Source organism: Hominisplanchenecus murintestinalis (assembly GCF_943193015.1).
Classification (GTDB): domain Bacteria; phylum Bacillota; class Clostridia; order Lachnospirales; family Lachnospiraceae; genus Hominisplanchenecus_A; species Hominisplanchenecus_A murintestinalis.
The window spans coordinates 123,833-146,122 of sequence record NZ_CALPCM010000002.1; the positions used below are offsets into that span (position 1 = coordinate 123,833).

Below are 22,290 nucleotides of genomic sequence, written 5' to 3' on the forward strand. Positions count from 1 at the left end.
CGCTGTTTTAATTCTCATCTGCCTCTGTTTTCATGTTATCCAAAACTGCCGCAAGCCTTTCATACTCTTCTTTCACTTCTTCCGGCAATTGTCTCCTTTTACCTTTCAGATAACCCTCCATAACCCTTTCATATAATTGGCATAGTCCTTCTACTTCCAAGCCTTCTGGCTGCTTTTTATTTTCCCACATATAATTCCTCACGGCAGTAGCCAGATTATCCATGTTTCTCTTAACCGATTCTGCTCCTGTGCTAGTTATCCTCCTGACTACCCTAACTGATTTCGGGCTCCAAATCTCCGGGATTTCTTCCAGATTCCTTCTGAACTCTGCCAGAGCTTTTTCCATTTGCTCACTTTCTTCCTGCTGGTTCTTTAACTCCCTATCTTGTATACTCAAATCCAAAAGCTCCGCATACAATTCGCTGATATAAATTCCATTCTCCGTTGCGCCTACTGAAAAAGTATCCAAATCATACGACTTATACTTCATTCCCTGCTGCTCCATATAGTCCGCCACATTTTTAAAGAAAAGTTCTGCCAGCCTCCGGCTGCGCTCTGTTTCATCTTTTGTCCTTTCCTTGTAATTCCGGTTTTTCATGCAGTAGCCCCTGACTCCCAGCGCCACGTCCACATTTGAAGCAATTGTTCTTGCGCATTGAATACCCGCCTGATTTTTATCCGCCAAAACCGCAGTTACCTCTTGAAATTCTTCATCCTCTATACCAAGCAGACTCATCCCCATCTTTTCATACATGAAATCCAGGCTGCATAAGCCTGCCAGATAATTTTCCAGGCTAATTTGAATATGATTAGATGGCTGCCTGTTTCCCGATATAAGTGCGCCATCCGTCAAAGATTGGGGTTCCCCTTTATCATTTTGCGGGTTTGAAAGCAGTCCCAAAAGCGTCCACGCTTTTATATAAGACTCCCGGTTCTGCCCTGGAATATTAGACAGCGTATACCGTTTCACATCCTCAGGAATCTCCAAGCCTTCTGCATTTTTATCTACTTTTTCCAAGATTTTATTAAAAGCTTTGACCATCCCTATAGAAAATCGGGAGCGGTCGATCTTCGTGTTCCCATACGCCGGAATCAAACCTGAAAACCCTTTTCCCCAGATATATCCGCCCAGAAACTTTACTATTTCATCACTCTGGCTATTTCTCAAAAATTTATTCAGCTTTATCGTATACAACGTGCGCAGCTGACAAATACTTGCCCCTTTATGCATATCCATCAGCCTGTTTTTTAAATTCTCAAGACAACTCATGATCTGGGAAAAACCAGCCGGCTGATTCGTTATAAATGTTTCGGATTGTTCCGCAAATTTCCTGTCAATATCCTGCCGCATTTCTTCCAATATACACCGCGCCGCCCTATGCAAATGAAACGCTTTCATATTTCCTATATCCTGCAAAGTCAATCCATTATATAGCTCCAGGCTATCTTCTGTCCATTCGTGAAAATATTTTTCAAACCTTTTTATATTCTGGAGATAAACAGCATCCTTGCCTTCCGGATTTTCCATTTCCGCGATTACCGCCATCCAGCTAATCATATCCCTCAGGTTATTTGGCAGCAGATAGCTGCTCCCACCCTCTTCCGGCAAAAAGCGCATTCCTGTCCTGTCATAAATCAAATCCAGCACTGCACAAATAAAGCCCTTCTTTTCATTAGAATCCCATAGCTTTTCCCCTTCCTGCGTTTCTTTGTAGACAATATGTACTTCCTCAAAATTCTGTACTTTAGGAAGATAAATCCTCCTTTTTTTGGGAATCAGCTTTGCCACATACCGCTCAGCCATCACCTCTACTTCCCTGTTTAACTGCCCATATATATTCTCTTCTTTATTTTTATAAATTTCCTGAAAATCTTTCAGGTTCTTCTCCCGGATACACAGCTCCAACTGCTCAATCTTCACACTTATAACAATAAATACGTGGGGAATAATTAAATACTTCCGAATCTGTTCCGTCATCCTGTAAGCGTTTGCACTGCACAAGTCCAAGTCATCAATTGCAAGCAGAAGCTGACTCTCTTTTTCATATCCGCCCATAACTTTCAGATACTCTTCCACCAATTTCCCCAATTCCTCTTTCAGTGCAGAGCTTTCTCCCAGCTTCTTCAATTTGGTGATATTTCCTTCATAATCAAATTCATCGTCCAGCATTTGTTTCTGGTTATTAATCAGCGAAACATAACGGTAAACTGTCTGAAACCGATTGAGCAAACGCTCCCTTGCCTGTTCGCCCATACTCTGGTTATCTTTTTCATAATATGCACAAAAGCGCCTAAAAAGCTTTGCCAATACAATATCCAGCACATTATGTACATCATCAAACAAAGACGGATCTATCAAAATCGGCTCTGCAAATTTCAGATTCTTTAAGTTTTTACATTCTTCAAAAATAATATTTTTTTTGTTTTTATCCTCATACACCGCATTGGCAAAGCTCATCATCACACTGCTTTTTCCTTCTCCCCGCTCCCCGCAAAATGCAATAATATTATTTTCAAAATCACTCTCCTTCCATGAACAAACTTCTTTTTCTTTTTCGGTCTCCTTCAAGGCCCCAGCAATCTCATCCAACATAACTGCCGCCCGCCTGTATTCGCTTATAAAAATATCATCCCGCTTAATTTCTTTTTTTACCGCTATCTTAAATTCTTCACCCTTTATAATTGTAATCTCCGACATTTTATCATCCTCCCCTCTCATTTATAGCGTCAAAAAACTTTTTCTTTGTTTACAATCAAAACTTAAAGTCATTTTATCATATATTTTGTCTATAATCCATTATAATCTTATTCAATAAACCAGTAACCGTCTTACTGTTCTATATCCTTTTAAGAATTAAATAGCACCTCATTTCCTATATACTTTATAAAACAAATAAGAGCAGAAGAATTTAAAGCTCCTCTGCTCTTAACTGCAAATCTACTTCATATTTATCAGTCTTGTATTATCCTTGTTCTCAGCATTTCATTTTTACAGCTATGTTTTAAACAAAACTCTCTATAATTCTCTCTGCTCATAGAACTTCACAGACAGCATCCACGAAATCCCAAAAAGCAGCAGCATCCCTGCAATCGCTATGGGTACTATCAGGCTTCCAAAATACGCAAGCCACCGTGCAAGTTCCGCCTGGAACTCTGAAAAAATACCAAAAATCAAGGCTATTGCAAAAATCTCGACATAGTAAACAATACGTCCCTTCTCAGCGCCCATTTTAAACACTGGGGGCAGCATAATACTTGGTATAAAAAGACCAGCTAACGGAACCGTACTAACAACGAAAAGATATTCTTTTATGCTCATTTCTCCGCCTGGAAACAGAACACTTTTTATCACTCCTGCCGCTGCAAGTATAACAACTGCTGCCAACAGATAGAACAGCGTAATTAAATATTTTGCCGAAACAATCTGCTTCCGGCTATAAGGAAACGCTTCTGCATATACGTACCATTTGCTTCTTTCGTCATAGGAAATCAGGCTCATTGGTATGATTCCCGTAAGCACCACCGGGTAAAACATCATAAATTCATTTCCCGATATTACAAAAACCGCTCCAAATATACATACCAGCACCAAGTACATACGGCAATATTTATTTATCATATAAGACTCTTTCAAAAGCAGCCCTTTCATAATTATTTCCCCTCCTTTACCATAAACACAAACAATTCTTCTATGCCTATCGGACTAACATCCATTCCCACAGGAACCGCATTACGCTTCACAATCGCCTCTGCCCCATATGCCGTCTCTTTCTTTCCTTTCACCGCAGATGCGTCCAGCTCCCTCAAAGTCTCCGGAGCACAATGGATAATCCCGAATTCTTCTAAAAGAGCATCCTTTTCTTCACAGAGCAGCAGCTTCCCCTTATGTAAAAATGCAATGTAGTCGCAAAGCTTCTCCAAATCACTTACAATATGGGAAGAAATCAAAATAGAATGTCCCTCATCCCTGGTGAATTCATTCAACATCTCCACCACCTCGTCGCGCACTACCGGGTCGAGTCCGCTGGTCGCCTCATCCAAAATCAGCAGCTTCGGATCATGGGACATAGCCACTGCTATCCCAAGTTTCATCTTCATTCCCCTCGAAAAATCCTTAAACTCTTTATCCATCGGAACAGAAAATTTCCTAAGATAATCTTCATATGCCTTATTGTCCCAGTTCCTATAAGTATTCCGCATGATTTTTCCCACCTGTTTCCCGGTCAGGCACTCAGGAAATCCCACGTCATCCAATACAATGCCCACATCTTCTTTCATCAATTGTACATTTTTCCTATTGTCCTTTCCCATAATGGTAATCGTACCCGCATCTCTTCGGATTATATTTAAAATCAATTTAATCGTCGTACTCTTTCCTGCCCCATTTTCCCCAATAAGCCCCATAATGCACCCGCTCGGCAATACTAAATCCAAAGAATCCAGGCGAAAATCCCTGTACGCTTTCGTCAGTCCCTTGATTTCTAATGCATTCATCCTTTATTCCTCCCAGTTCATCATAAACATTTCAACAACTTCTTCTTTGCTCAGACCGCAGGATACCGCAAGCTGCGCAATCTTCTGCATATATTCCTCTATCTTTTTCAGGCTCTCCTCACGAAGCAATTCCACATTTTTCGGTGCTACAAAACACCCTTTCGCCGGAAGCGTATAGATAAATCCTTCTCTTTCCAGCTCATCATACGCCCGCTTCGTAGTAATCACGCTGATGCGCAAATCTTTCGCCAGATTTCGAATAGATGGCAGCGCCTCATCTTCCTTAAGTTCCCCATTTATTATCTGTGCTTTAATCTGGGAATAAATCTGATCATAAATCGGCGCGCCCCGCTTATTATCAATAAAAACGTTCATCTACTCTCTCCTTTTCTATCTGTATATTAACAATATATACAGCAGATACAGTTTTGTCAATTACTTTTTGAAAATTCTTTACACACACCTGTATGAATGCCTTTTTTCTATAAGCAGCTGATATTCGATTGACACATTTGGCTCTATTTCGTATATTAAATTTGACATCATATGATAAACATAATACTACACGACGTCGGACGTTATGCCGGAGTGAGTTCAGAAAAACATCTGATAGACGGTTATCGTTATTGCATAGAGCGAGGATGGGAAAAAGCAGCGCAGATATGTATTTCTCATGCGTTTATGATTCAGGGTATTAACACTTCTATTGGTGAATTTGACATAAGCGACGATGCTTACCTGTTTATGGAGGAATTTATTGCAAATGCCGTTTATGACGATTATGACCGCTTAGTACAGCTGTGTGACGCTCTGGCTATGCCAACAGGCTTTTGCCTTTTAGAAAAAAGATTTGTAGACGTAACTATCCGGTATGGCATCCATCCTGCTACGGTAGAGAGAAGGGAGACAGTTTCCTTGCGGACTGTCTCCCCCGTTTAATTTTTATAATCTCTTTAACAGCTCTTCTCTCTCTGCTTCGTAGCCCGGCTTTCCAAGCAGGGCAAACATATTTTTCTTATAACTCTCAACTCCCGGCTGATTGAACGGATTCACACCCAGGAGATAGCCGCTGACGCCGCAGGCAAACTCGAAGAAATAGAACAGCTCACCTAAATAGTACTCATTCTGTTCCGGGATGTTTACGACCAGGTTCGGCACGTTTCCATCCGTATGTGCAAGAATGGTTCCGTTCATAGCACTCTTGTTTACAAAATCAACCGTTTTTCCTGCCAGATAATTCAGGCCATCCAAATCTGACGGCTCCTCACCGATAACCAGCTCACACCGTGGTTTTTCCACGTTCATTACGGTCTCAAACATGATACGGCTTCCGTCCTGAATGAACTGTCCCATAGAATGAAGGTCTGTAGTAAGGTCTACAGATGCAGGGAAAATACCCTTCTGATCTTTTCCTTCGGACTCACCGTATAACTGTTTCCACCACTCGGATACATAGTGCAGGCTCGGCTCATAGTTCGCCAATATCTCAACTAATTTGCCTTTTCTGAGCAGGATATTACGGACTGCCGCATATTTTAATGCGTCGTTTTCTGCAAAGTCAGCTTCCATAGCACGTTTTCTTCCGGCTGCCGCGCCTTCCATAAGCTTCGTGATGTCAGCCCCGCTGACTGCGATTGGAAGAAGCCCCACTGCGGTCAGTACAGAAAATCTTCCGCCTACATCGTCCGGCACTACAAAACTTTCATAGCCTTCCTCTGTCGCCAGATTCTTTAAGGCTCCCCTTGCCTTGTCGGTAGTCGCATAGATTCTCTTTGCTGCCTCTTCTTTTCCATATTTCTTCTCCAGCATGTCCTTGAAGATACGGAAAGCAATCGCCGGTTCCGTGGTAGTTCCCGACTTTGATATGATATTAACAGAATAATCCCTGTCCCCGATGACATCGATTAACTGCGCTAAATAAGTGCTGCTGATGCTGTTTCCTACAAAGTATATTTCCGGCGTCTTGCGGATTTCTTTCGAAACCATATTGTAAAAGCCGTGACGCAGGAATTCAATCGCTGCCCTCGCTCCCAGATAGGAGCCGCCAATGCCGATTACCACCAGCACCTCGCTGTCCGATTTAATTTTTTCAGCAGCTTTCTGAATCCTGCCAAACTCTTCTTTATCATAATCTACAGGCAAATCAATCCATCCCAGGAAATCATTTCCTGCCCCTGTCCTGCTTACCAGGACTTCTCTGGCATCCTGTACCAGTTTTTCCATCGGCGCTATCTCGTTCTCACCGATAAAACCTATTGCCTTTGAATAGTCAAATGTAATTTTCTCTGCCATTTCAAACACTCCTCTTTCTTGTTCTTTTTACCGGCATCTTAAAAACTGCCTGTATTCATCCCTCATTCTAGCAAACTTACATCATATTATCAAGACATAATCACAGAAATTCTTTCAGCACCTCGCGGATAACTCTTTCCTGTTCTGCGGGATCCATCTGTTGTAAAATTTCTGTATTCCTCTTGCGGCTGCCCTCAGCCGCTGCCGTCTCTGCGGCGCCTTCCTTAAGCTTCGCCAGATTTTCTTTTAGTTCACGCTTGTCCCTCTGGGCTTTCGTCTCCATAGATTTTCCCCGTTTCTTTTTCTCCGCAGAAGCTCTTATTGGGAAAGGTTTTCTTTCCGGTTTCACTTCCTCTTTTACAGCCTCTGTACGCTGTTCAGGCAAGTCTGCCGCCTGTATTGTCTGCGCGCTGCTGCCGGAAAACAAGCTTCGGAGCCCAGTCTCCAGATACTTTCTCCGATATCCCGTATCCGTAACCCCATATGCCCCCGCAATCAAAAGCGCGGATGCCAGTACCGCCCACAAATAATTCTGTCTTATCTCCTCTGCCAGCTGCAGAGTTCCGGCAAAATACCATCCCACGGCTCCCACAACTGCACACAGCACAAATACTGCGCCTCCCATCCGCCTCCAGGTATGCAGGTTCATACCTAAAAATTTATATTCCATTAAACTCTTCTGAATAAAAATGTTCACATTATCTGTTCCTGATTGTATCCGTTTATAAACATTATATTTTTGTTTCAGGTGCTTTACATATTTTCCCTTGGCAAACGCCGGTTTTTCCATATCGTGGATAAGCTTATCATATACGATCCGCAGGATAATCTGGCTGGCCACCCCCCAGATACCCAGAACCGCTATTCCGTAGAGTAAAACGTTTTGCTGCATAATTTCTAACATAGATCTTCCCCCTTTTTTGCCGCTGCCTGTAACCCCAGGCCGCTTCGCTTTTTTCACCGCCATTATAGCCTCAGATTTTCCATTTGCAAAGTAAAATCGTCCGACAAAAACAGCCTGAAAACCTCGGTTTTTCGGGTATTTTCTCCCATGAACCCCATCGAAACAGGAAGATTCATGTTCTACTTTAAGAGGGTAAGAAACCTCTGCTTCTTATGAAGCCGCATGGTTTGCGGACAAAAATCGTTCTTCAAACTCTGCCGCCTGAACAGGTCCGCGCACTGTCTGTCGAAATTTCTTATGTTCATAAATATTCTTAAGTCCGCCTGCAAAGATATAAAATAAGATAGAGACGGGTAAATCTGCACGATTTTACCCGCCTCCGTAAATTATACTACTTTGAATTTAAATTTCTGAATTTCTTTCTCGCTGGTTACTTTTTCAATCTCCGCCCCAAGCCCTCGCAGCTTGGCATCAAAATTCTCATATCCCCGCTGAATATACACGATATCGTCTACAATCGTAATCCCTTCTGCCGCCAGACCTGCAATCACAAGCGCGGCTCCTGCTCTCAAATCCGGCGCACTTACCTGTGCCCCTGTGAGCTTATCTACTCCTGTAATAATTGCTGTATTCCCCTCAACCTTTACCATACCTCCCATCCGGACAAGTTCGGCAACATATTTAAAACGGTTTTCGAAAATACTCTCCGTCACAATACTTGTTCCCGATGCCAGAGAAAGCGCCACGCCAATCTGCGGCTGCATATCCGTGGGATATCCGGGGTAAGGCTGCGTCTTTACATGTGTATTCAGCAAACGTTTCGACGCCACTACCCGGACTGCATCATCAAATTCCTCTACTTCACACCCAATCTCTTCCAACTTCGCCGTAGTGGCTTCTAAATGCTTTGGTATCACGTTCTTCACCATCACATCACCCTTTGTTGCTGCCGCTGCAAACATAAAGGTTCCTGCTTCTATCTGATCTGGAATAATCGAATATTCCGTCTTGTGAAGCTTCTCAACGCCCCGGATACGGATGACATCTGTTCCCGCACCTTTGATATTCGCTCCCATGCTGTTCAGGAAGTTTGCCACATCTACCACGTGAGGCTCCCTTGCCGCATTTTCAATAATCGTACGTCCTTCCGCCATAGACGCCGCCATCATGATATTGATGGTTGCCCCTACGGAAACAGTATCCAGGAATATATGGCTGCCTTGCAGCTTCTCAGCCTGCGCCACAATCGAACCATTCTGAATACGTACTTCCGCTCCAAGAGCCTTAAATCCTTTCAGATGCAGGTCAATCGGCCTGCTGCCAATATTGCACCCGCCCGGAAGCGGAACTTCTGCCTTTTTATATTTTCCCAAAAGCGCTCCCAGCAGATAATAAGAAGCCCTGATTTTCTTTATATATTCATACTCAACGCTTACATCGCCAATCATCGAACCGTTGATAGCCACTTTTCCTTTTTCAATCTTATCTACCCGTGCACCAATTCCGCTGATAGCTTCCAGCAGAACCTTAATATCCTGCACCTCCGGAAGATTCTCCAGTATTACCGTCTCGTCTGTCATAATGGCTGCTGCCAAAATCCCCAGCGCTGCATTCTTAGCACCGCCAATCTCCACTTCACCGACTAATGGGTTTCCACCCCTTATTATATACTGTTCCATAGTACACCTCAAATTCATACTCGCAACAGCCCTGCCCATATGATGCCTCTCCCTCCATGCCAATGCAGAAAACCGCTGTCCTTATTTTATACTACCCAAACTTCCCGGAGATTGTTTCCCATATTTATAGTGTCTCCCCTTACACTTTTTCAGCCATTCCAAATGCCTGCCCTGCAGGTGTCTGATTCATTGCATCCGCCTATATTATATCACATTCTTTACTTTTGTAAATAAAAATTAAGAATTTGGTAATGCTCTATAATTTTTTCCAATCAAACCAGGGCTTTTTTGGCGTTTCTCCTACCTCTGTCCCCTCGCCGCCTGTGATAATATCAGTACGCAGCAGTTTGTTTTCAGAGAAAAACACATTTCTTTCAACTGCCCGGCATACCTATAGAACAACAAATATTATAGTTGGTAGCCTATGCTTAAAGACAAACGTTCTCTTATCCTCAGGCTCCTGCTGATTCCTGCTGCTCTGCTGCTTGTGCTCTCCATCCGTTTTTACAGAGATAACAAGGAGTTCACAGACTTTACCGGCGAAATGTTCCGCAGTGAAATCACAGGCAATACCCTGAACCTTCATTACACCCTATCAAACCCGAAATCTTTCGGTATTGAAGATTATCCCATTACTTTGGGAGACGCTGCGCCGGATTCTCTTGCCCAGGGAATTTCCACATTGGAAAATTACCGAAATTCCCTGTCCCAAATATCCCGCAAGAGCCTTTCAGACAAAAACAAACTGACCTACGACATTCTGTCTTCTTATCTGGATATCCAACATCAGGGCAAGGATTACGCACTCTACTCTGAGCCTCTCGGTCCTACGATTGGCACACAGGCACAGCTTCCGGTTCTTCTTGCCGAGTACGGTTTCCGAAGCGCGGAAGATGTCAAAGAATATCTAACGCTGATATCCCAGATGGACACCTACTATGCTTCTATCCTGGATTTCGAAAAAGCAAAATCAGAAGCCGGGCTTTTTATGAGCGACCGCGCCGCTGATAATATTATTTCACAATGCAGGGCTTTTATTGACGCAGATGAAAATTTCCTGCTTCCAATTTTTGATGAAAATATTGAAGCTATGGAATGTTTCTCTAAACCGCAAAAAGACAGTTTAAAAGCAAAACACAAAAAACTTGTAAAAAACCATGTAATTCCCGCCTACCAGCTCCTGATTAACGGGCTAACCGCGCTGAAAGGTACCGGAAAGAATTCTGGAGGACTGGCATATTTTGAACATGGAAAAGAATATTACGAATACCTTGTAAAAGACACTACCGGATGTTATGACTCCATTGCCGAAATCGAAAACCGTATTAAGGAGCAGCTTTTGGCAGACTTCCGGGAGCTTCAAGAACTTATTGCCGCACACCCTGAAATATTCAGTTCTTCCGCTGCCGGCAATACCGCCGAGCCGACGGATATCCTGAAAGAACTTCAGCAAAAATGTATCGAGGACTTTCCGGCTCCTCCTTCCGTATCCTGTGATGTAAAATACGTACATAAATCACTGGAGGATTTTTTAAGCCCGGCATTTTACCTCACGCCTCCCGTGGATAACCTTTCTTCTAATGTTATATACATCAACAACATTTCCGGCTATTCTCCGCTGGAACTATACACCACCCTCGCCCATGAGGGGTATCCGGGACACCTTTACCAGACCGTTTACTCTGGCAGCGTTCCTTCTAACGAAGTCCGCAGTATCCTGAATTTTGGAGGCTATGTGGAAGGGTGGGCCACTTATGTAGAAATGTATTCTTACTCAACTGCAAATGTAGACTCTGTCACCGCAGATTTGAACCGTCTCAACCGCTCTATTATCCTTGGAATTTCCAGCGCCCTTGATATTGCCATCCACTATCGCGGCTGTACACGTGAACAGGCGGAAGCATATCTTTCAAAAGTAGGTTTTCAGAGCGCCGCTGCCGCAGATTCTCTCTATGACATGATTATTGAGGCTCCTGCCAATTATCTCAAATATTATGTAGGCTATCTCTGTTTCATGGACTTGCGGGATGCAGTGAAAGAACAGCAGGGCGAAGATTTCACCCTCAAAGAATTTCATAAAGATGTGCTCGAAATCGGACCTGCGCCTTTTTCCGTCCTGGAACAATATCTCCTCCAGACATCGGAGACAGAAACTGCTTCTACACAGGAGCCAGTTTCCTGATTCTCAGCCGCCTCCCCCTTCTTTCCACAGAAGAGGGAGGCGGCTGCCTGTTTATGCTTCTACAAAGACTTCTTTTCCCATTCCGCAGATTGGGCATACCCAATCCTCCGGAATGTCCTCAAAAGCCGTTCCCGGAGCGATTCCGTTATCCGGATCGCCTGCCTCCGGATCATACTCATAGCCGCATGGTTCACAAACATACTTTTTCATTTCACTTTACCTTTCCTTTCTTTTTTTCTATAGCTTAACGATCCCATTTATCGCAAAGCGCATTAATTTGGTCGGCAAATTTTGCCAAATCTTTATTTGCTCCGCCTTCATTATGGCGGATAACTGTAAGCAGACGCTGACCGGCTGCCCACAGCCTTGTAAATATTGTGTTTCCTCTGGTTTCCTTAGGAAGCTTCGTCAATACTTTCTTCTTTGCTTTTACCGGCTGTCCTTCTTCTATGCATTTATTCGCCGCAAGGTCATAGACTGCGCCGCTGTAAGGCGCTTCTGCCTTCATTCCCAGCTCATTTCTAAGACGCTGTGCAAAATGCTCACACACTTTATCTTCGCCATGAACCACAAAAACTTTATCAGGCTTTGTTTTAAATGCCTGAATCCACTCCAATAGACCCTCATTGTCCGCATGTCCGCTTACACCGGCAAGCCTGCGTATCTGTGCGCATACCTCGATTTCCTCTCCAAAGAGCTTTACCCTGGACGCGCCCTCTAAAAGCGCCCTCCCCAATGAACCATGAGCCTGATATCCTACAAACAGCACCGTACATTCCGGCCTCCACAGGTTATGCTTCAAATGATGTTTAATCCGGCCTGCCTCGCACATGCCGCTGGCGGATATAATCACCTTTGGCTTCATATCAAAATTAATCATTTTTGACTCATCGCTTGTAACAGAAGTCCTCAGCCCCGTAAATCCAATTGGATTAATGCCTTTCTCCACAAGCTCCATCGCCTCTTCATCAAAATCATCATACATATGCTCCATGAAAATACGGGTAGCCTCAATTGCCAGCGGACTGTCCACATACACCTCAAAATCCCCATGATTCCTAATCAGATGTCTCTCCTTAATCTCCCGGATAAAGTAAAGCATTTCCTGCGTCCTGCCTACAGCAAACGAAGGAATCACCAGATTTCCTCCCCTGTCGAAAGTTTCCTGGATAATCTTGCTTAATTCCCCCACATAATCCGGCGCGATTCCATGACTTCTGTCGCCATAGGTAGATTCCATTACTACATAATCAGCTTCCCGGATATACTGTGGATCACAGATTAGCGGCTGGTTCTTATTTCCGATATCTCCGGAAAATACGATTTTCTTCTCTACCCCTTCTTCCTTCACCCATACTTCTATGGAAGAAGACCCCAGCAGATGCCCGGCGTCCACAAAGCGGATGCGCAGACCTTCTCCCAGCAGGATTTCTTTATCATATGCGCATCCCACAAAGCATTTAATCGCCCCCTCTGCATCTTCCATATCATAAAGAGGGATAAATTCTTCCTTCCCGGCACGCCTGCCTTTCCTGTTTCTCCACTCCGCTTCAAACATCTGAATATGCGCACTATCCCTAAGCATAATCTCGCATAAATCCCTTGTCGCCATAGTTGCAAAAATCTGTCCCCGGAACCCCCTCTGGTACAACAGTGGAAGCAGTCCGGAGTGGTCAATATGGGCATGTGTCAGGAGTACCATATCAATTTCACTGCATGACACTGGAATTTCATGATTCTCATAGGTATCTTCCCCCTGTTCCATGCCGCAATCCACCAACAGCTTCTTTCCACACGCCTCCAAGTACAGGCAGCTCCCTGTAACCTCATGCGCCGCCCCTAAAAACATTAGTCTCATCTTAAGTATCCCCCCTTTTGGCTATTCATTTAATACAGATTCCCTTAACACATTTTCTCTTTTTTTCTTTTTTATATACATATGTTCAGTCCGGTTTCCGGTTCCAGTTCCCTTTTTTCTTCTGTTTCTCTATAAAATACGCCAACTCTCTTCTTGACTTTTTCTTATAACAGTATAAGATTATCATAGGATTATTGAATTGGAGGATTATTATGAAACGTATCATACTTACCGGCGGCGGTACTGCCGGGCATGTTACACCAAATATTGCGCTGCTCCCAACACTCAGAGAATTAAATTATGATATTCACTACATTGGTTCTTATAATGGTATCGAAAGGAAACTCATTGAGGAAATGGATATTCCTTACTATGGTATCGATTCCGGCAAACTCCGCCGCTACTTTGATCCGAAAAACTTTACGGATCCATTCAAAGTTCTGCATGGATACAAACAGGCCAGAAAACTAATCAAACACTTAAAGCCTGATGTGATATTTTCTAAAGGCGGATTTGTTACCGTTCCGGTAGTCATCTCTGCGCACCGGAAACATATACCCGTGATTATCCATGAATCCGATATGACTCCGGGACTTGCCAACAAACTCTGTATCCCATCTGCGGATAAAGTATGCTGCAATTTTCCGGAAACCATGAGACATCTCCCGGAAAATAAAGCCGTGCTGACCGGTTCTCCGATACGCCAGGAACTTCTGTCCGGAAATAAGTTAAACGCCCTGAACTTCTGCGGCTTTACGGCAAATAAACCCGTTTTAATGATTATTGGCGGAAGCCAGGGTTCCGCAGTAGTAAATGACGCCATGCGCGGTATTCTTCCTGAACTTCTGAAAACATTTCAGGTTATTCATCTCTGCGGAAAAGGCAAGCTGGACTCCTCTCTTGACCATCTGGAAGGATATATTCAGTTTGAGTATGTCAAAAAAGAACTGGCGGATCTTTTTGCACTGACAGACGTTTGCGTCTCGCGCGCCGGAGCCAATGCTATCTGCGAAATCCTGGCTCTTAGAAAACCGAACCTGCTGATTCCGCTTTCTGCAAATGCCAGCCGGGGCGATCAGATACTAAACGCAGATTCCTTTGAAAACCAGGGATTTAGTGAAGTTCTTACCGAAGATCAGCTTGCTCCTACTATTCTAATTTCAAGAATTATGAAACTATACAATAACCGTGCCGATTATATCGCTGCTATGGAAACCAGTGAACAGAGCGATGCCATTTCAAAAATCATCTCTCTGATTGAGGATCTGTCCCACTGATTTTCCGCCCTTATACCTGAATTTTCTATCGCCCCTTAAAGAATCAGATAGGATGTATCAGTTTTGATGATATTCTCTCTGATATTTATCGCGGATATACTTTTTTGCCCGATAAAGCTTTGCGCTCAGCACCTGCGGTGTCATCTGCAGGTGCTTTGCAGCATCTCCCAGCCGCATTCCATAAACGCAGATTGCCATAACTATCTCATACCATTCCTGATTCTTTTTCCGAAGATCTTGCAGAATTTGAAAAGACAGCTGACTTTGCATTACCCGTTCCACTACATGTTCCGCGTTATCCTCGGTCGTAAGCGATTCCTCAACTCCATACAGCCAGAATACTTTTCCACTTCTGCTCTTTTGCTTTCTGACATAATCAATCAGCGCATTTTTCGCGGCAACAATCAGCCATCCTTTCATGTGTTCTTCTGAAATCTTCTCCATATTCTCATAAAAACTCACAAACACCTGCTGGCAGATTTCCTCTGCGGCAAATCCATCTTTCAAGCTATCATACGCTATCTTTATAATCAGTCTGTTGTATCTCTTATAGACTTCCGTAAACCTCTCATTCTTCATTTGTGCCCGAAATTCCTTCTCTAGAATGTTCGCAGCCCTTCGAATCCGTCTCAGAATGCTATTTAATTTTTAATACCCAGCTCCAAACAGCTGCAAATGCTTTTACTGAAAGCTTTTCAGAATCTCTGTTTTCTCTTCTTCTGTCAACGTTCCCTGCGGCCAATTGATGCCCGCACCATCATGTTCATACCTTGGAATCAGATGAATGTGGAAATGAAATACCGTCTGACCGGCTGCTGCACCATTGTTCTGTACAATATTAAAACCATCGCATCCCAAAACTTCTTTCATCTTTCCTGACATCCGTTTTGCCAGCGCAAATGCCTTCGCCGCCCACTCCTCCGGCATCTCAAAAATGTTCATAAAATGCTCTTTGGGCAAAATCAAGGCATGTCCTCTTGTAGCCGGATTTAAATCCAAAAGCACGCGAAACTCCTGATCCTCATAGATTGTTGCAGAAGGAATCTCTCCGGCTGCCAGTTTACAAAAAATACAAGTGTCGTCTTTCATTTTTCCTCCTTCTGACGCATTTTCTGCGCCCTCTTAATAGATTTAGAAGCTTACTTCCAAATTTTTCCTTTCTCTTGTACCTGCCGCAGATACTTGTAAAACATCTCATTTTCCAGTCTGTGGTCATTTCATGGTAATTCTTTTGCAAAATAATGTCAACAACAAGTATTTGCTATTTTCTTTATACAGTGGTACACTAAATCGAACACAAACGGTAATGCCGGGATATTCTATATTTTCGTCAAAGGAGATTTTCTAAAATGACACAAGAACATCAGCTAAAGGCATTGAAAAAAACAATCGAAGAGCAGCGAATAGCCATCTCTCAAATCTCACACGAAATACGCAATCCTGTAACCTTGATTAATGGTTCCTTAAATCTTATAGAGAAGCAGCATCCGGAAGTCCGGGATTTCGCGTTCTGGAACGACGTCAGAAGAGACATGACACATTTGCTGAATCTGCTGGAAGATGTCTCGCACTACAACAACAGTATGCTTCTCCATCTGGAGCTGTTAAATACCTCCCACTGGCTAAAAGAGGTGACCGCATCTTTAAATTTCCTGCTTCCGAAACCTTTCCATTTCTCTTCTCATATACCACAGGATCTTCCTGAAATTCACGCCGATTCTACCAAACTGCGTCAGGCGCTTCACAATCTAATCCGAAATGGTTTTGAGTCACTCGAAGGAGACGGTACGGTTTCTCTGGCTGCCTCCGCAGACGGGCGATACCTATCCATCCGAATTTCAGATACAGGCTGCGGAATCCCTGCTGAATACATAGATTCTCTGTTTCAGCCTTTTACTACCCACAAACCAAACGGCACCGGACTGGGGCTTGCCATTACGAAACGCATTATCGAAGCCCACCACGGGCAGCTGTTACTTGAAACAGAACCGGGCACCGGAACCTGCTTCACCATCCTTCTGCCACTTACATAATCAGTAATACCAAGAACTCTCCCTTCTTGATTGACGTGGCTTTTTATAAAGCAAAACTGCAAAAAGCAGCCCGAACACAAAACCGCCCACATGGGCTGCATTGTCCACCCCGGTAGAAGTAAAACCTTCAAAAAGCGTCAACGCTGCCATCAGAACCAAACGCTTTCCCGTGAATTCATCCACTCTTCCTCTGTTTACTACAACAATATAAACCAATGCGCCTATCACAGCGAAAACAGCTCCGGAAGCTCCCGCGCTTACACTAAAATCCATCGTCCGGTATTCCAACGCGCAGGATACTACATTCGCCAGAATTCCTCCGCCCAAATATATCATGAGGTAACGCACTTTCCCCACCGCACGCTCCAGCCCATCTCCTAAAAACATCAAGGCAAACATGTTATTAAATAGATGATCCAGACCAAAATGAAGAAATATGCAGGTCACCAGCCGATAATACTCTTTATATCCTACAATCCACGGTGTGTAAGACGCACCATGACGCAGCATGAACTCCACATCCTCTGTATCTCCTATTATCTCCATTATCAGAAAAACTGCAATATTCACGAAAATAATAAAAAGGTTGCAGAATGTCCTGGATTTCAAAAAGTCTTTTACCTCATCCATCTGGATTCTCCTTTTCCACAAACCATATATTTTTTATGCTTACCCATATTTTAACAGAAAGATTTTTGTTTGCAAGCCTTTTGTGGCTATTCTTTAAAATAATAACCGGCTCCTGCGAAGTAAATTTCATCTCCTGAACGAAGCTGCCTGTACTCATTTGCTTCCAGCCGTTCTCCATTTAAAAACGTGCCATTTGTGGAATTTAAATCCGTCAGAAAGTATTTTCCATCCCGCCGCTCAATTCCGGCATGGATACGGCTGACCGGAGGCAAATCAAGAACAAGATTCACCTTCCCTTTTAGCTTTCCTATAATAAATTTCTCCTCATCCACCACTGCGTTTCCCCTCTGCTCTGCATGAATGCTAAGCAGCACCGGAGCATCCCCCGGCATCCCTTCCCGAAATAAGGTTGTCTGTCCATAGATTTCCTCACCGGCTTCCTCATAAAAGTCGCAAATCTTTTCCTTTTGCTCCTTCCACTGCTGTACGCCACCCTGTGCTTCTTGTTCTGCCGGTCTTTCTTCCTGCCTTTTCTGCCCCTGTTTCGGTGGCCGCTGTCGTTTCTTTCCCTTTCCACCCGCCGCGTAAAACACCGCCGCTGCCAGCAAAAACACTGCCCCGCCTGCCTGTGTCAGTGTCAACATCCCACAAAAAACAAGTCCTGCCATGCTTGCCGCAAGCAACACGCCTCCTGAAATCATCTCCAGAATATATCTGTACTGCCTGCGCTTTTTCAAATGTTCCTGCCCTGTCAGGCTCTGGCATACTGGTGATTTTAAGCTTTCAGGATTCGGAAGAGACTGTCTCGGTACTTCCGCCTCTTTGCTGCTCTCTGCCTCTTCCCGCTCCAAAACTTCTATTTCTCTCTTTACTGTTTTATCTTTTCCGCTGCCGTCTGTTCGGTACAGTTTCCTTACCACCGCAGACACATGATAGTTTTCTTCCACTGTCCCGCTGTAAAGCTGATATCCCCACAATACCGCCTGGTCATCTTCATGATTTAAGCTTTTCAAAAGATATTCTGCCAACTCACGAAATGCCTCTGAAAAATTTTTTTGAAAAAATGGCAGATAGCAAAAACTTATCTCTTTTGTTTCTACATCCATATAAAGAAAGTCCGGCTCTAAGAGAAGCCCCTCCTCTGCCAACAGATATCTCTCTATCCCATCCAGTGCTTTGACAAGACCCGACGCAATTGCCCGGATATCTTCACTGCTTGCCGGGTGCTGTCCTAAAATTCTGGACAGAGGCTGGCGGGACGTAATATCATAATAAAAATACGCTTCTCCGTCTATCATACGCAGCTTGCATCGCAAAAGCCCGGGAATTTCGTTCCCCAAAAGCATCCTGACCTGATATTCGTTTCCGTGAAGTTTCTCATCTGATTTCAATATCATATAATTATGCTCACTGTCGCGGCGATACGTTGCTTCCATCTTTAACCTCCCCAATTTTTTTCAGCAAATGGATGCGCATAACTGTCTTTTGAGGCTGCGGCGATATCAATTCTGCATGCCCTCGGACTTCCAGCCTGTTTCCGCAGAAAATCCGCATAACCAGTCCCGGCACTTGCAAATTTCCCTGAAAGTCGGCAGTAATTTTTTTCTTACCTATATGTATTTCTGCCTCTATCCCTTGAATCCCCAGGAACAGCTGCGAACCAATCTCCCGTTTTCTCTCTTTTATAATTTCCTCCCTTTCTTTTTCACCATAATGAAGGCTCCCTAATGCTGCCAGCTCATAGGCAGCATTCTGCATTGCCGCCCCATTGTGCAAATAAAATCCCATATAGATAATTCCGGCGAGAAGCGGAATCACCAGAGCCATTAATAAAGCCGCCTCCACAGTGTAGCTTCCTTTCAGTTTCATCCGCTTTTCCCCTCCCCTGCCAACAATAACCAGATCAAATATCCTGCCGCCAAAAACGGCAGAAATGCAATTTTGTACTTCCTTCCCGTGCTCTTTACAAAAATCAGCCATGCAGAATATACTGCTGACAAAAGAAGCGCAAGAAATAAAATTTCTATCAACGCCGGGAAGCCCAGCCAAACGCCAAGTACAGCCGCCGTCAATGCATCTCCATAACCTATCGCCTCCCGCGTGAGTTTCGCCGCACCTGCAAGTACAGCCCCCGCCGCGCACCCGGCAATCCAGCTCACTACAGGGCTTATCCCATTTCCAAAAATTAGTTCTATAGAACGTACTGCCAAACCGGAAAGAAAAAATATTCCCAGATATATACCCGAAATTTCCTTCTTTCTTATATCCTCCACACTGCCTATTATCAAAAATATCCCCATTATCCATTTTTCCATCCTGTACTCCTCTTACCCGCATCTTGAACATGCCTTCCATCCCTCCGCCTGTGACAGCGGTATCTCTATTACTTCTCGTTTTAAACCGCTGCATGCTGCCGAACTGTGGTATCTATCTCCCGTATCTGTCACATATATCCGTGAACCACTGCCGCCACATTTTTCACAAGGATGATATTTTCCTCCATCTACATTCCGAAGTCCGGACACCCTGCTTTCCGGTTCCTGACGAACTGACAAACGGATATGGGTACAGTCCCGGCTCTTGTGGTACACATTTCCATTTGTCGTCACATATACCTTGCCCCCAGAGTCCCCATTCTCATTCCCACCGTTATCCACACTGCTTCTGCCTGTCCACGCACGGATTCTGGCTCTCTGCAGAATCGGGAAATCAGAAAATGAGAAAAACGGCATCTTCCACCGAAACTTATACTCTGCAACCAAATCTATTATTCCATCCTTCTTCAAAACTGAAGAACGCATGAGGCTGACAGATGGGGCATCTGCCTCCAATGTCCGATTAATTCTGTTTTTTGCATAAATCAAGCTTACAATTTTAGATGCTGAAATCTCTTCTTTACCCAACGCCTGCTCTTTTACATAGGCATACACCGCCATTTGCTTTCCCGCATCCTGCAATGCTTCCGCTACTTTCCCAGCCATAGTCACCGCCTGAAAGAAATAGAGAAATGCCAGGATTCCACAAAGAAATATAGGGAGCACACACGCCGCCTCTACAGTAAGGCTTCCTCTGCAGGAGGCAGACAGGGATATCCTTTCCCTGCCCTCTTTTCTAAAACCATATTGTCTCGGGAGAGAGCTTATTTCCTTTCTTTTATATTTATTTGAGCAGAGAAAGAACATCCCTGTCCACCTCCTAACAAAACGGCTCAATAGCCAAAACTTCCTTTTACTTCATATCCCGGCGTCTGCTTCGGCAGCCCCATAAATACTTGAGGAATTCTCAGAAATATAGCAGGAAATTTCCAGGAAACCGCCGCTTCTGCTTTCACTATCCAGCTATCCGCCTGTCCTCCAAGCGTCTGTTCCATCATATCCAGCGCTCGTAAAGGATACTTCCGCTTTTCTCCGGTAAGCATCAAAATCCTCAAATAATCTTCATAATCCTGCCCGCTTCCCCCACCGCTGTCACATTCTTCCAGAAGCTCTGTGACCTGTGCAAGCTTTTCAAGAGAAAGCTTCCAGGTAGATGCATCTTTTATAGACGGAACTTTCCCGCCTGACATCAGCGTACGTACATCCAGCAGGCTCTCCCCATAGGCCCACGCGAGAAGCAGCACCGCCTCCAACGCCTGTACCAGCCCCGGAACAGGAACTGCTCCGGCAATAGACACTGCAAGGCTCCCTGCCTGACTTCTCATCTTTGTATCCGATGCCGCATAGAGAAGGTTTACCCCCTCCCGCATAAGAAGCAGCCGGTTAACCACAGCTTTCAGGTTCGCCTCATCACTGTCTTTGCCCATCAGTATATATTCTGCCTGGTATTCCAGCGCTCCTTCCTTACACGGTTTTCTCCATGTTCCAAAGCGCCCCAGCAGATAATCCTGGAATATAACGTCAGATGCCGCTCCTGAATACTTCTTTTCCACTGGAAGATTCCCTTCTCTACGTGTTCTTCCCGAAACCATCTCCTGCTTTTCGGCGCTCTTCCCTGATACACTGGAAGCATCCTTTATCACCAGTCCCAAAATCCCCAGCTTCTTTATTTTCTTAATTGTATCCAACGGATTTTCCACTGGTTTATCCTGTCGGATATCTTCTGTTACTTCCTCCCCGCCTTTTTCTTTTATCTCTTCCTCTTTTAACTCCTCTTGCTGCCGCTCTAAGCCTTCCAGGTTATCCCAGTCAATCCCATCTTTTTTCTCATAAATATCTGCCGCTTCCTGCTGCCGTTCGGCTTCCTTTCTTGCTTCCTGGTATTTGAGCAGCAGCTCCGTCCCCAAATTTTCCTTCACATTCCGCACTGCCTGCTGATAAAAAGCTTCTCCGTTTTCATCCGTAGCCAATGTATATCCGGAAACCTCACATTTCTCTATTTCCATAGGAAAAAGATTCCGTCCTTTTATCAACTTCATTTCCTCCGCAGGATTCGCATTATACCTCATAAACTCCCGCATTTGCAGCGCTATTCTTTCCTCCTCAAACTCCCCGTTCCCATAAGAACCGTCAAGGAACAACACATCATATTTCTCTAAAATCTCTGTGCTATATTCCCCAAATACAGAAAAAATCCCCATATCTGTTACTGCCGCCGCCCAGGCTCTGGCTCCCTGAAGTCTCGCTGATTCTACCATAGTACAGACCAGGGATAAAAACAGTACGCTGACCAGGCTTAAAAATACTGTAATCGTTCCCCGGCATCTGTACCTTTTCATTGCTTCCTCCTTTACATCTGCTGCATAATTTTAAATTCCATTGCTCTGGCTTGTAATTTTCTTAAAAATGCTATTCACCAGATTCGTCAGCTGGCTCTTAAAAATAATAACCAGCCCAATCAGAACGACCAAAATTAAAATCACTTCCACAACGCCTACTCCATCTTCTTCTGCCAAAAAGTCTTTCACATGCTCCATATAGATCACCTCCTTTCAAACTCTATCTG

Annotated in this window: 21 protein-coding genes and 1 pseudogene; 4 read left to right on the forward strand and 18 right to left on the reverse strand. The window is 44.1% G+C overall.

Annotated features, from left to right (window positions below; translation table 11 throughout):
• Positions 1-7 precede the first annotated feature (7 nt).
• The 4 genes from NFR99_RS01670 to NFR99_RS01685 form a co-directional block, all read right to left on the reverse strand.
• Entirely contained in the window at positions 8-2,698 is a 2,691-nt protein-coding gene (locus NFR99_RS01670; RefSeq protein ID WP_251352397.1) for a hypothetical protein, read from the reverse strand.
• A gap of 318 nt (positions 2,699-3,016) precedes the next feature.
• Positions 3,017-3,649 (reverse strand): ABC-2 transporter permease, encoded by a 633-nt coding sequence (locus tag NFR99_RS01675; protein ID WP_135975503.1) that lies wholly within the window; start codon positions 3,647-3,649, stop codon positions 3,017-3,019.
• Positions 3,650-3,651: 2 nt separating this feature from the next.
• Positions 3,652-4,494 carry an ABC transporter ATP-binding protein gene (locus NFR99_RS01680; RefSeq protein WP_251352399.1) on the reverse strand — a complete coding sequence of 281 codons (843 nt, stop codon included), beginning with the start codon at positions 4,492-4,494 and terminating at the stop codon, positions 3,652-3,654.
• Between the two features lie 3 nt (positions 4,495-4,497).
• Positions 4,498-4,869 carry a GntR family transcriptional regulator gene (locus NFR99_RS01685; RefSeq protein ID WP_120480904.1) on the reverse strand — a complete coding sequence of 124 codons (372 nt, stop codon included), beginning with the start codon at positions 4,867-4,869 and terminating at the stop codon, positions 4,498-4,500.
• 183 nt (positions 4,870-5,052) lie between these two features.
• Here NFR99_RS01685 and NFR99_RS01690 point away from each other — a divergent pair.
• Positions 5,053-5,394: pseudogene (locus NFR99_RS01690) on the forward strand (phosphohydrolase); the annotation flags it as partial.
• Between the two features lie 42 nt (positions 5,395-5,436).
• On the opposite strand, the gene NFR99_RS01695 reads toward NFR99_RS01690, so the two are convergent.
• The 3 genes from NFR99_RS01695 to NFR99_RS01705 form a co-directional block, all read right to left on the reverse strand.
• Positions 5,437-6,786: a glucose-6-phosphate isomerase gene (locus NFR99_RS01695; RefSeq protein WP_120480905.1), complete on the reverse strand. Its 1,350-nt coding sequence runs from the start codon at positions 6,784-6,786 to the stop codon at positions 5,437-5,439.
• A 100-nt stretch (positions 6,787-6,886) separates the two neighbouring features.
• Positions 6,887-7,690, reverse strand: a complete 804-nt coding sequence (locus NFR99_RS01700) for a hypothetical protein (protein WP_251352401.1) — start codon at positions 7,688-7,690, stop codon at positions 6,887-6,889.
• Between the two features lie 386 nt (positions 7,691-8,076).
• Positions 8,077-9,369, reverse strand: a complete 1,293-nt coding sequence (locus NFR99_RS01705; RefSeq protein WP_120480949.1) for a UDP-N-acetylglucosamine 1-carboxyvinyltransferase — start codon at positions 9,367-9,369, stop codon at positions 8,077-8,079.
• 424 nt (positions 9,370-9,793) lie between these two features.
• On the opposite strand from NFR99_RS01705, the gene NFR99_RS01710 reads away from it, so the two are divergent.
• Positions 9,794-11,551, forward strand: coding sequence for a DUF885 domain-containing protein (locus tag NFR99_RS01710; RefSeq protein ID WP_251352403.1), 1,758 nt, complete (start codon positions 9,794-9,796; stop codon positions 11,549-11,551).
• A 51-nt stretch (positions 11,552-11,602) separates the two neighbouring features.
• On the opposite strand, the gene rd is transcribed toward NFR99_RS01710, so the two are convergent.
• Together rd and NFR99_RS01720 are read right to left on the reverse strand one after the other, a co-directional pair.
• The gene (rd, locus tag NFR99_RS01715; protein WP_120480908.1) at positions 11,603-11,761 is read right to left on the reverse strand and encodes a rubredoxin; all 159 of its coding nucleotides are present in this window, start codon (positions 11,759-11,761) and stop codon (positions 11,603-11,605) included.
• Between the two features lie 34 nt (positions 11,762-11,795).
• On the reverse strand, positions 11,796-13,409 hold the full coding sequence (locus NFR99_RS01720; protein WP_135975512.1) for an MBL fold metallo-hydrolase RNA specificity domain-containing protein: 1,614 nt from the start codon (positions 13,407-13,409) through the stop codon (positions 11,796-11,798).
• A gap of 212 nt (positions 13,410-13,621) precedes the next feature.
• Here NFR99_RS01720 and NFR99_RS01725 point away from each other — a divergent pair, with 212 nt between their 5' ends.
• Entirely contained in the window at positions 13,622-14,686 is a 1,065-nt protein-coding gene (locus tag NFR99_RS01725) for an undecaprenyldiphospho-muramoylpentapeptide beta-N-acetylglucosaminyltransferase (RefSeq protein ID WP_251352405.1), read from the forward strand.
• 57 nt (positions 14,687-14,743) lie between these two features.
• On the opposite strand, the gene NFR99_RS01730 is transcribed toward NFR99_RS01725, so the two are convergent.
• Together NFR99_RS01730 and NFR99_RS01735 are read right to left on the reverse strand one after the other, a co-directional pair.
• Positions 14,744-15,265 (reverse strand): RNA polymerase sigma factor, encoded by a 522-nt coding sequence (locus NFR99_RS01730; RefSeq protein ID WP_120480911.1) that lies wholly within the window; start codon positions 15,263-15,265, stop codon positions 14,744-14,746.
• 102 nt (positions 15,266-15,367) lie between these two features.
• Positions 15,368-15,775 (reverse strand): HIT family protein, encoded by a 408-nt coding sequence (locus NFR99_RS01735; protein WP_120480912.1) that lies wholly within the window; start codon positions 15,773-15,775, stop codon positions 15,368-15,370.
• Positions 15,776-16,035: 260 nt separating this feature from the next.
• Here NFR99_RS01735 and NFR99_RS01740 point away from each other — a divergent pair, with 260 nt between their 5' ends.
• Positions 16,036-16,719 (forward strand): sensor histidine kinase, encoded by a 684-nt coding sequence (locus NFR99_RS01740; RefSeq protein ID WP_135975519.1) that lies wholly within the window; start codon positions 16,036-16,038, stop codon positions 16,717-16,719.
• On the opposite strand, the gene NFR99_RS01745 is transcribed toward NFR99_RS01740, so the two are convergent.
• The 7 genes from NFR99_RS01745 to NFR99_RS01775 form a co-directional block, all read right to left on the reverse strand.
• Positions 16,720-17,349: a rhomboid family intramembrane serine protease gene (locus NFR99_RS01745; RefSeq protein WP_120480914.1), complete on the reverse strand. Its 630-nt coding sequence runs from the start codon at positions 17,347-17,349 to the stop codon at positions 16,720-16,722.
• An 86-nt stretch (positions 17,350-17,435) separates the two neighbouring features.
• A complete protein-coding gene (locus NFR99_RS01750; protein ID WP_251352407.1) occupies positions 17,436-18,785 on the reverse strand; it encodes a DUF6382 domain-containing protein in 1,350 nt (449 codons plus the stop codon).
• Complete coding sequence (locus tag NFR99_RS01755) at positions 18,757-19,218, reverse strand: TadE family protein (protein ID WP_158604760.1); 462 nt, start codon at positions 19,216-19,218, stop codon at positions 18,757-18,759. Before NFR99_RS01755 ends, NFR99_RS01750 begins: the two co-directional genes overlap by 29 nt.
• Complete coding sequence (locus NFR99_RS01760) at positions 19,215-19,664, reverse strand: prepilin peptidase (protein ID WP_120480917.1); 450 nt, start codon at positions 19,662-19,664, stop codon at positions 19,215-19,217. Before NFR99_RS01760 ends, NFR99_RS01755 begins: the two co-directional genes overlap by 4 nt.
• Before the next feature lie 12 nt (positions 19,665-19,676).
• Complete coding sequence (locus NFR99_RS01765) at positions 19,677-20,330, reverse strand: pilus assembly protein (RefSeq protein ID WP_251352409.1); 654 nt, start codon at positions 20,328-20,330, stop codon at positions 19,677-19,679.
• A 227-nt stretch (positions 20,331-20,557) separates the two neighbouring features.
• Positions 20,558-22,063: a DUF5702 domain-containing protein gene (locus NFR99_RS01770; RefSeq protein ID WP_135975529.1), complete on the reverse strand. Its 1,506-nt coding sequence runs from the start codon at positions 22,061-22,063 to the stop codon at positions 20,558-20,560.
• Between the two features lie 30 nt (positions 22,064-22,093).
• Positions 22,094-22,261 carry a Flp1 family type IVb pilin gene (locus NFR99_RS01775; RefSeq protein WP_120480920.1) on the reverse strand — a complete coding sequence of 56 codons (168 nt, stop codon included), beginning with the start codon at positions 22,259-22,261 and terminating at the stop codon, positions 22,094-22,096.
• Positions 22,262-22,290 lie beyond the last annotated feature (29 nt).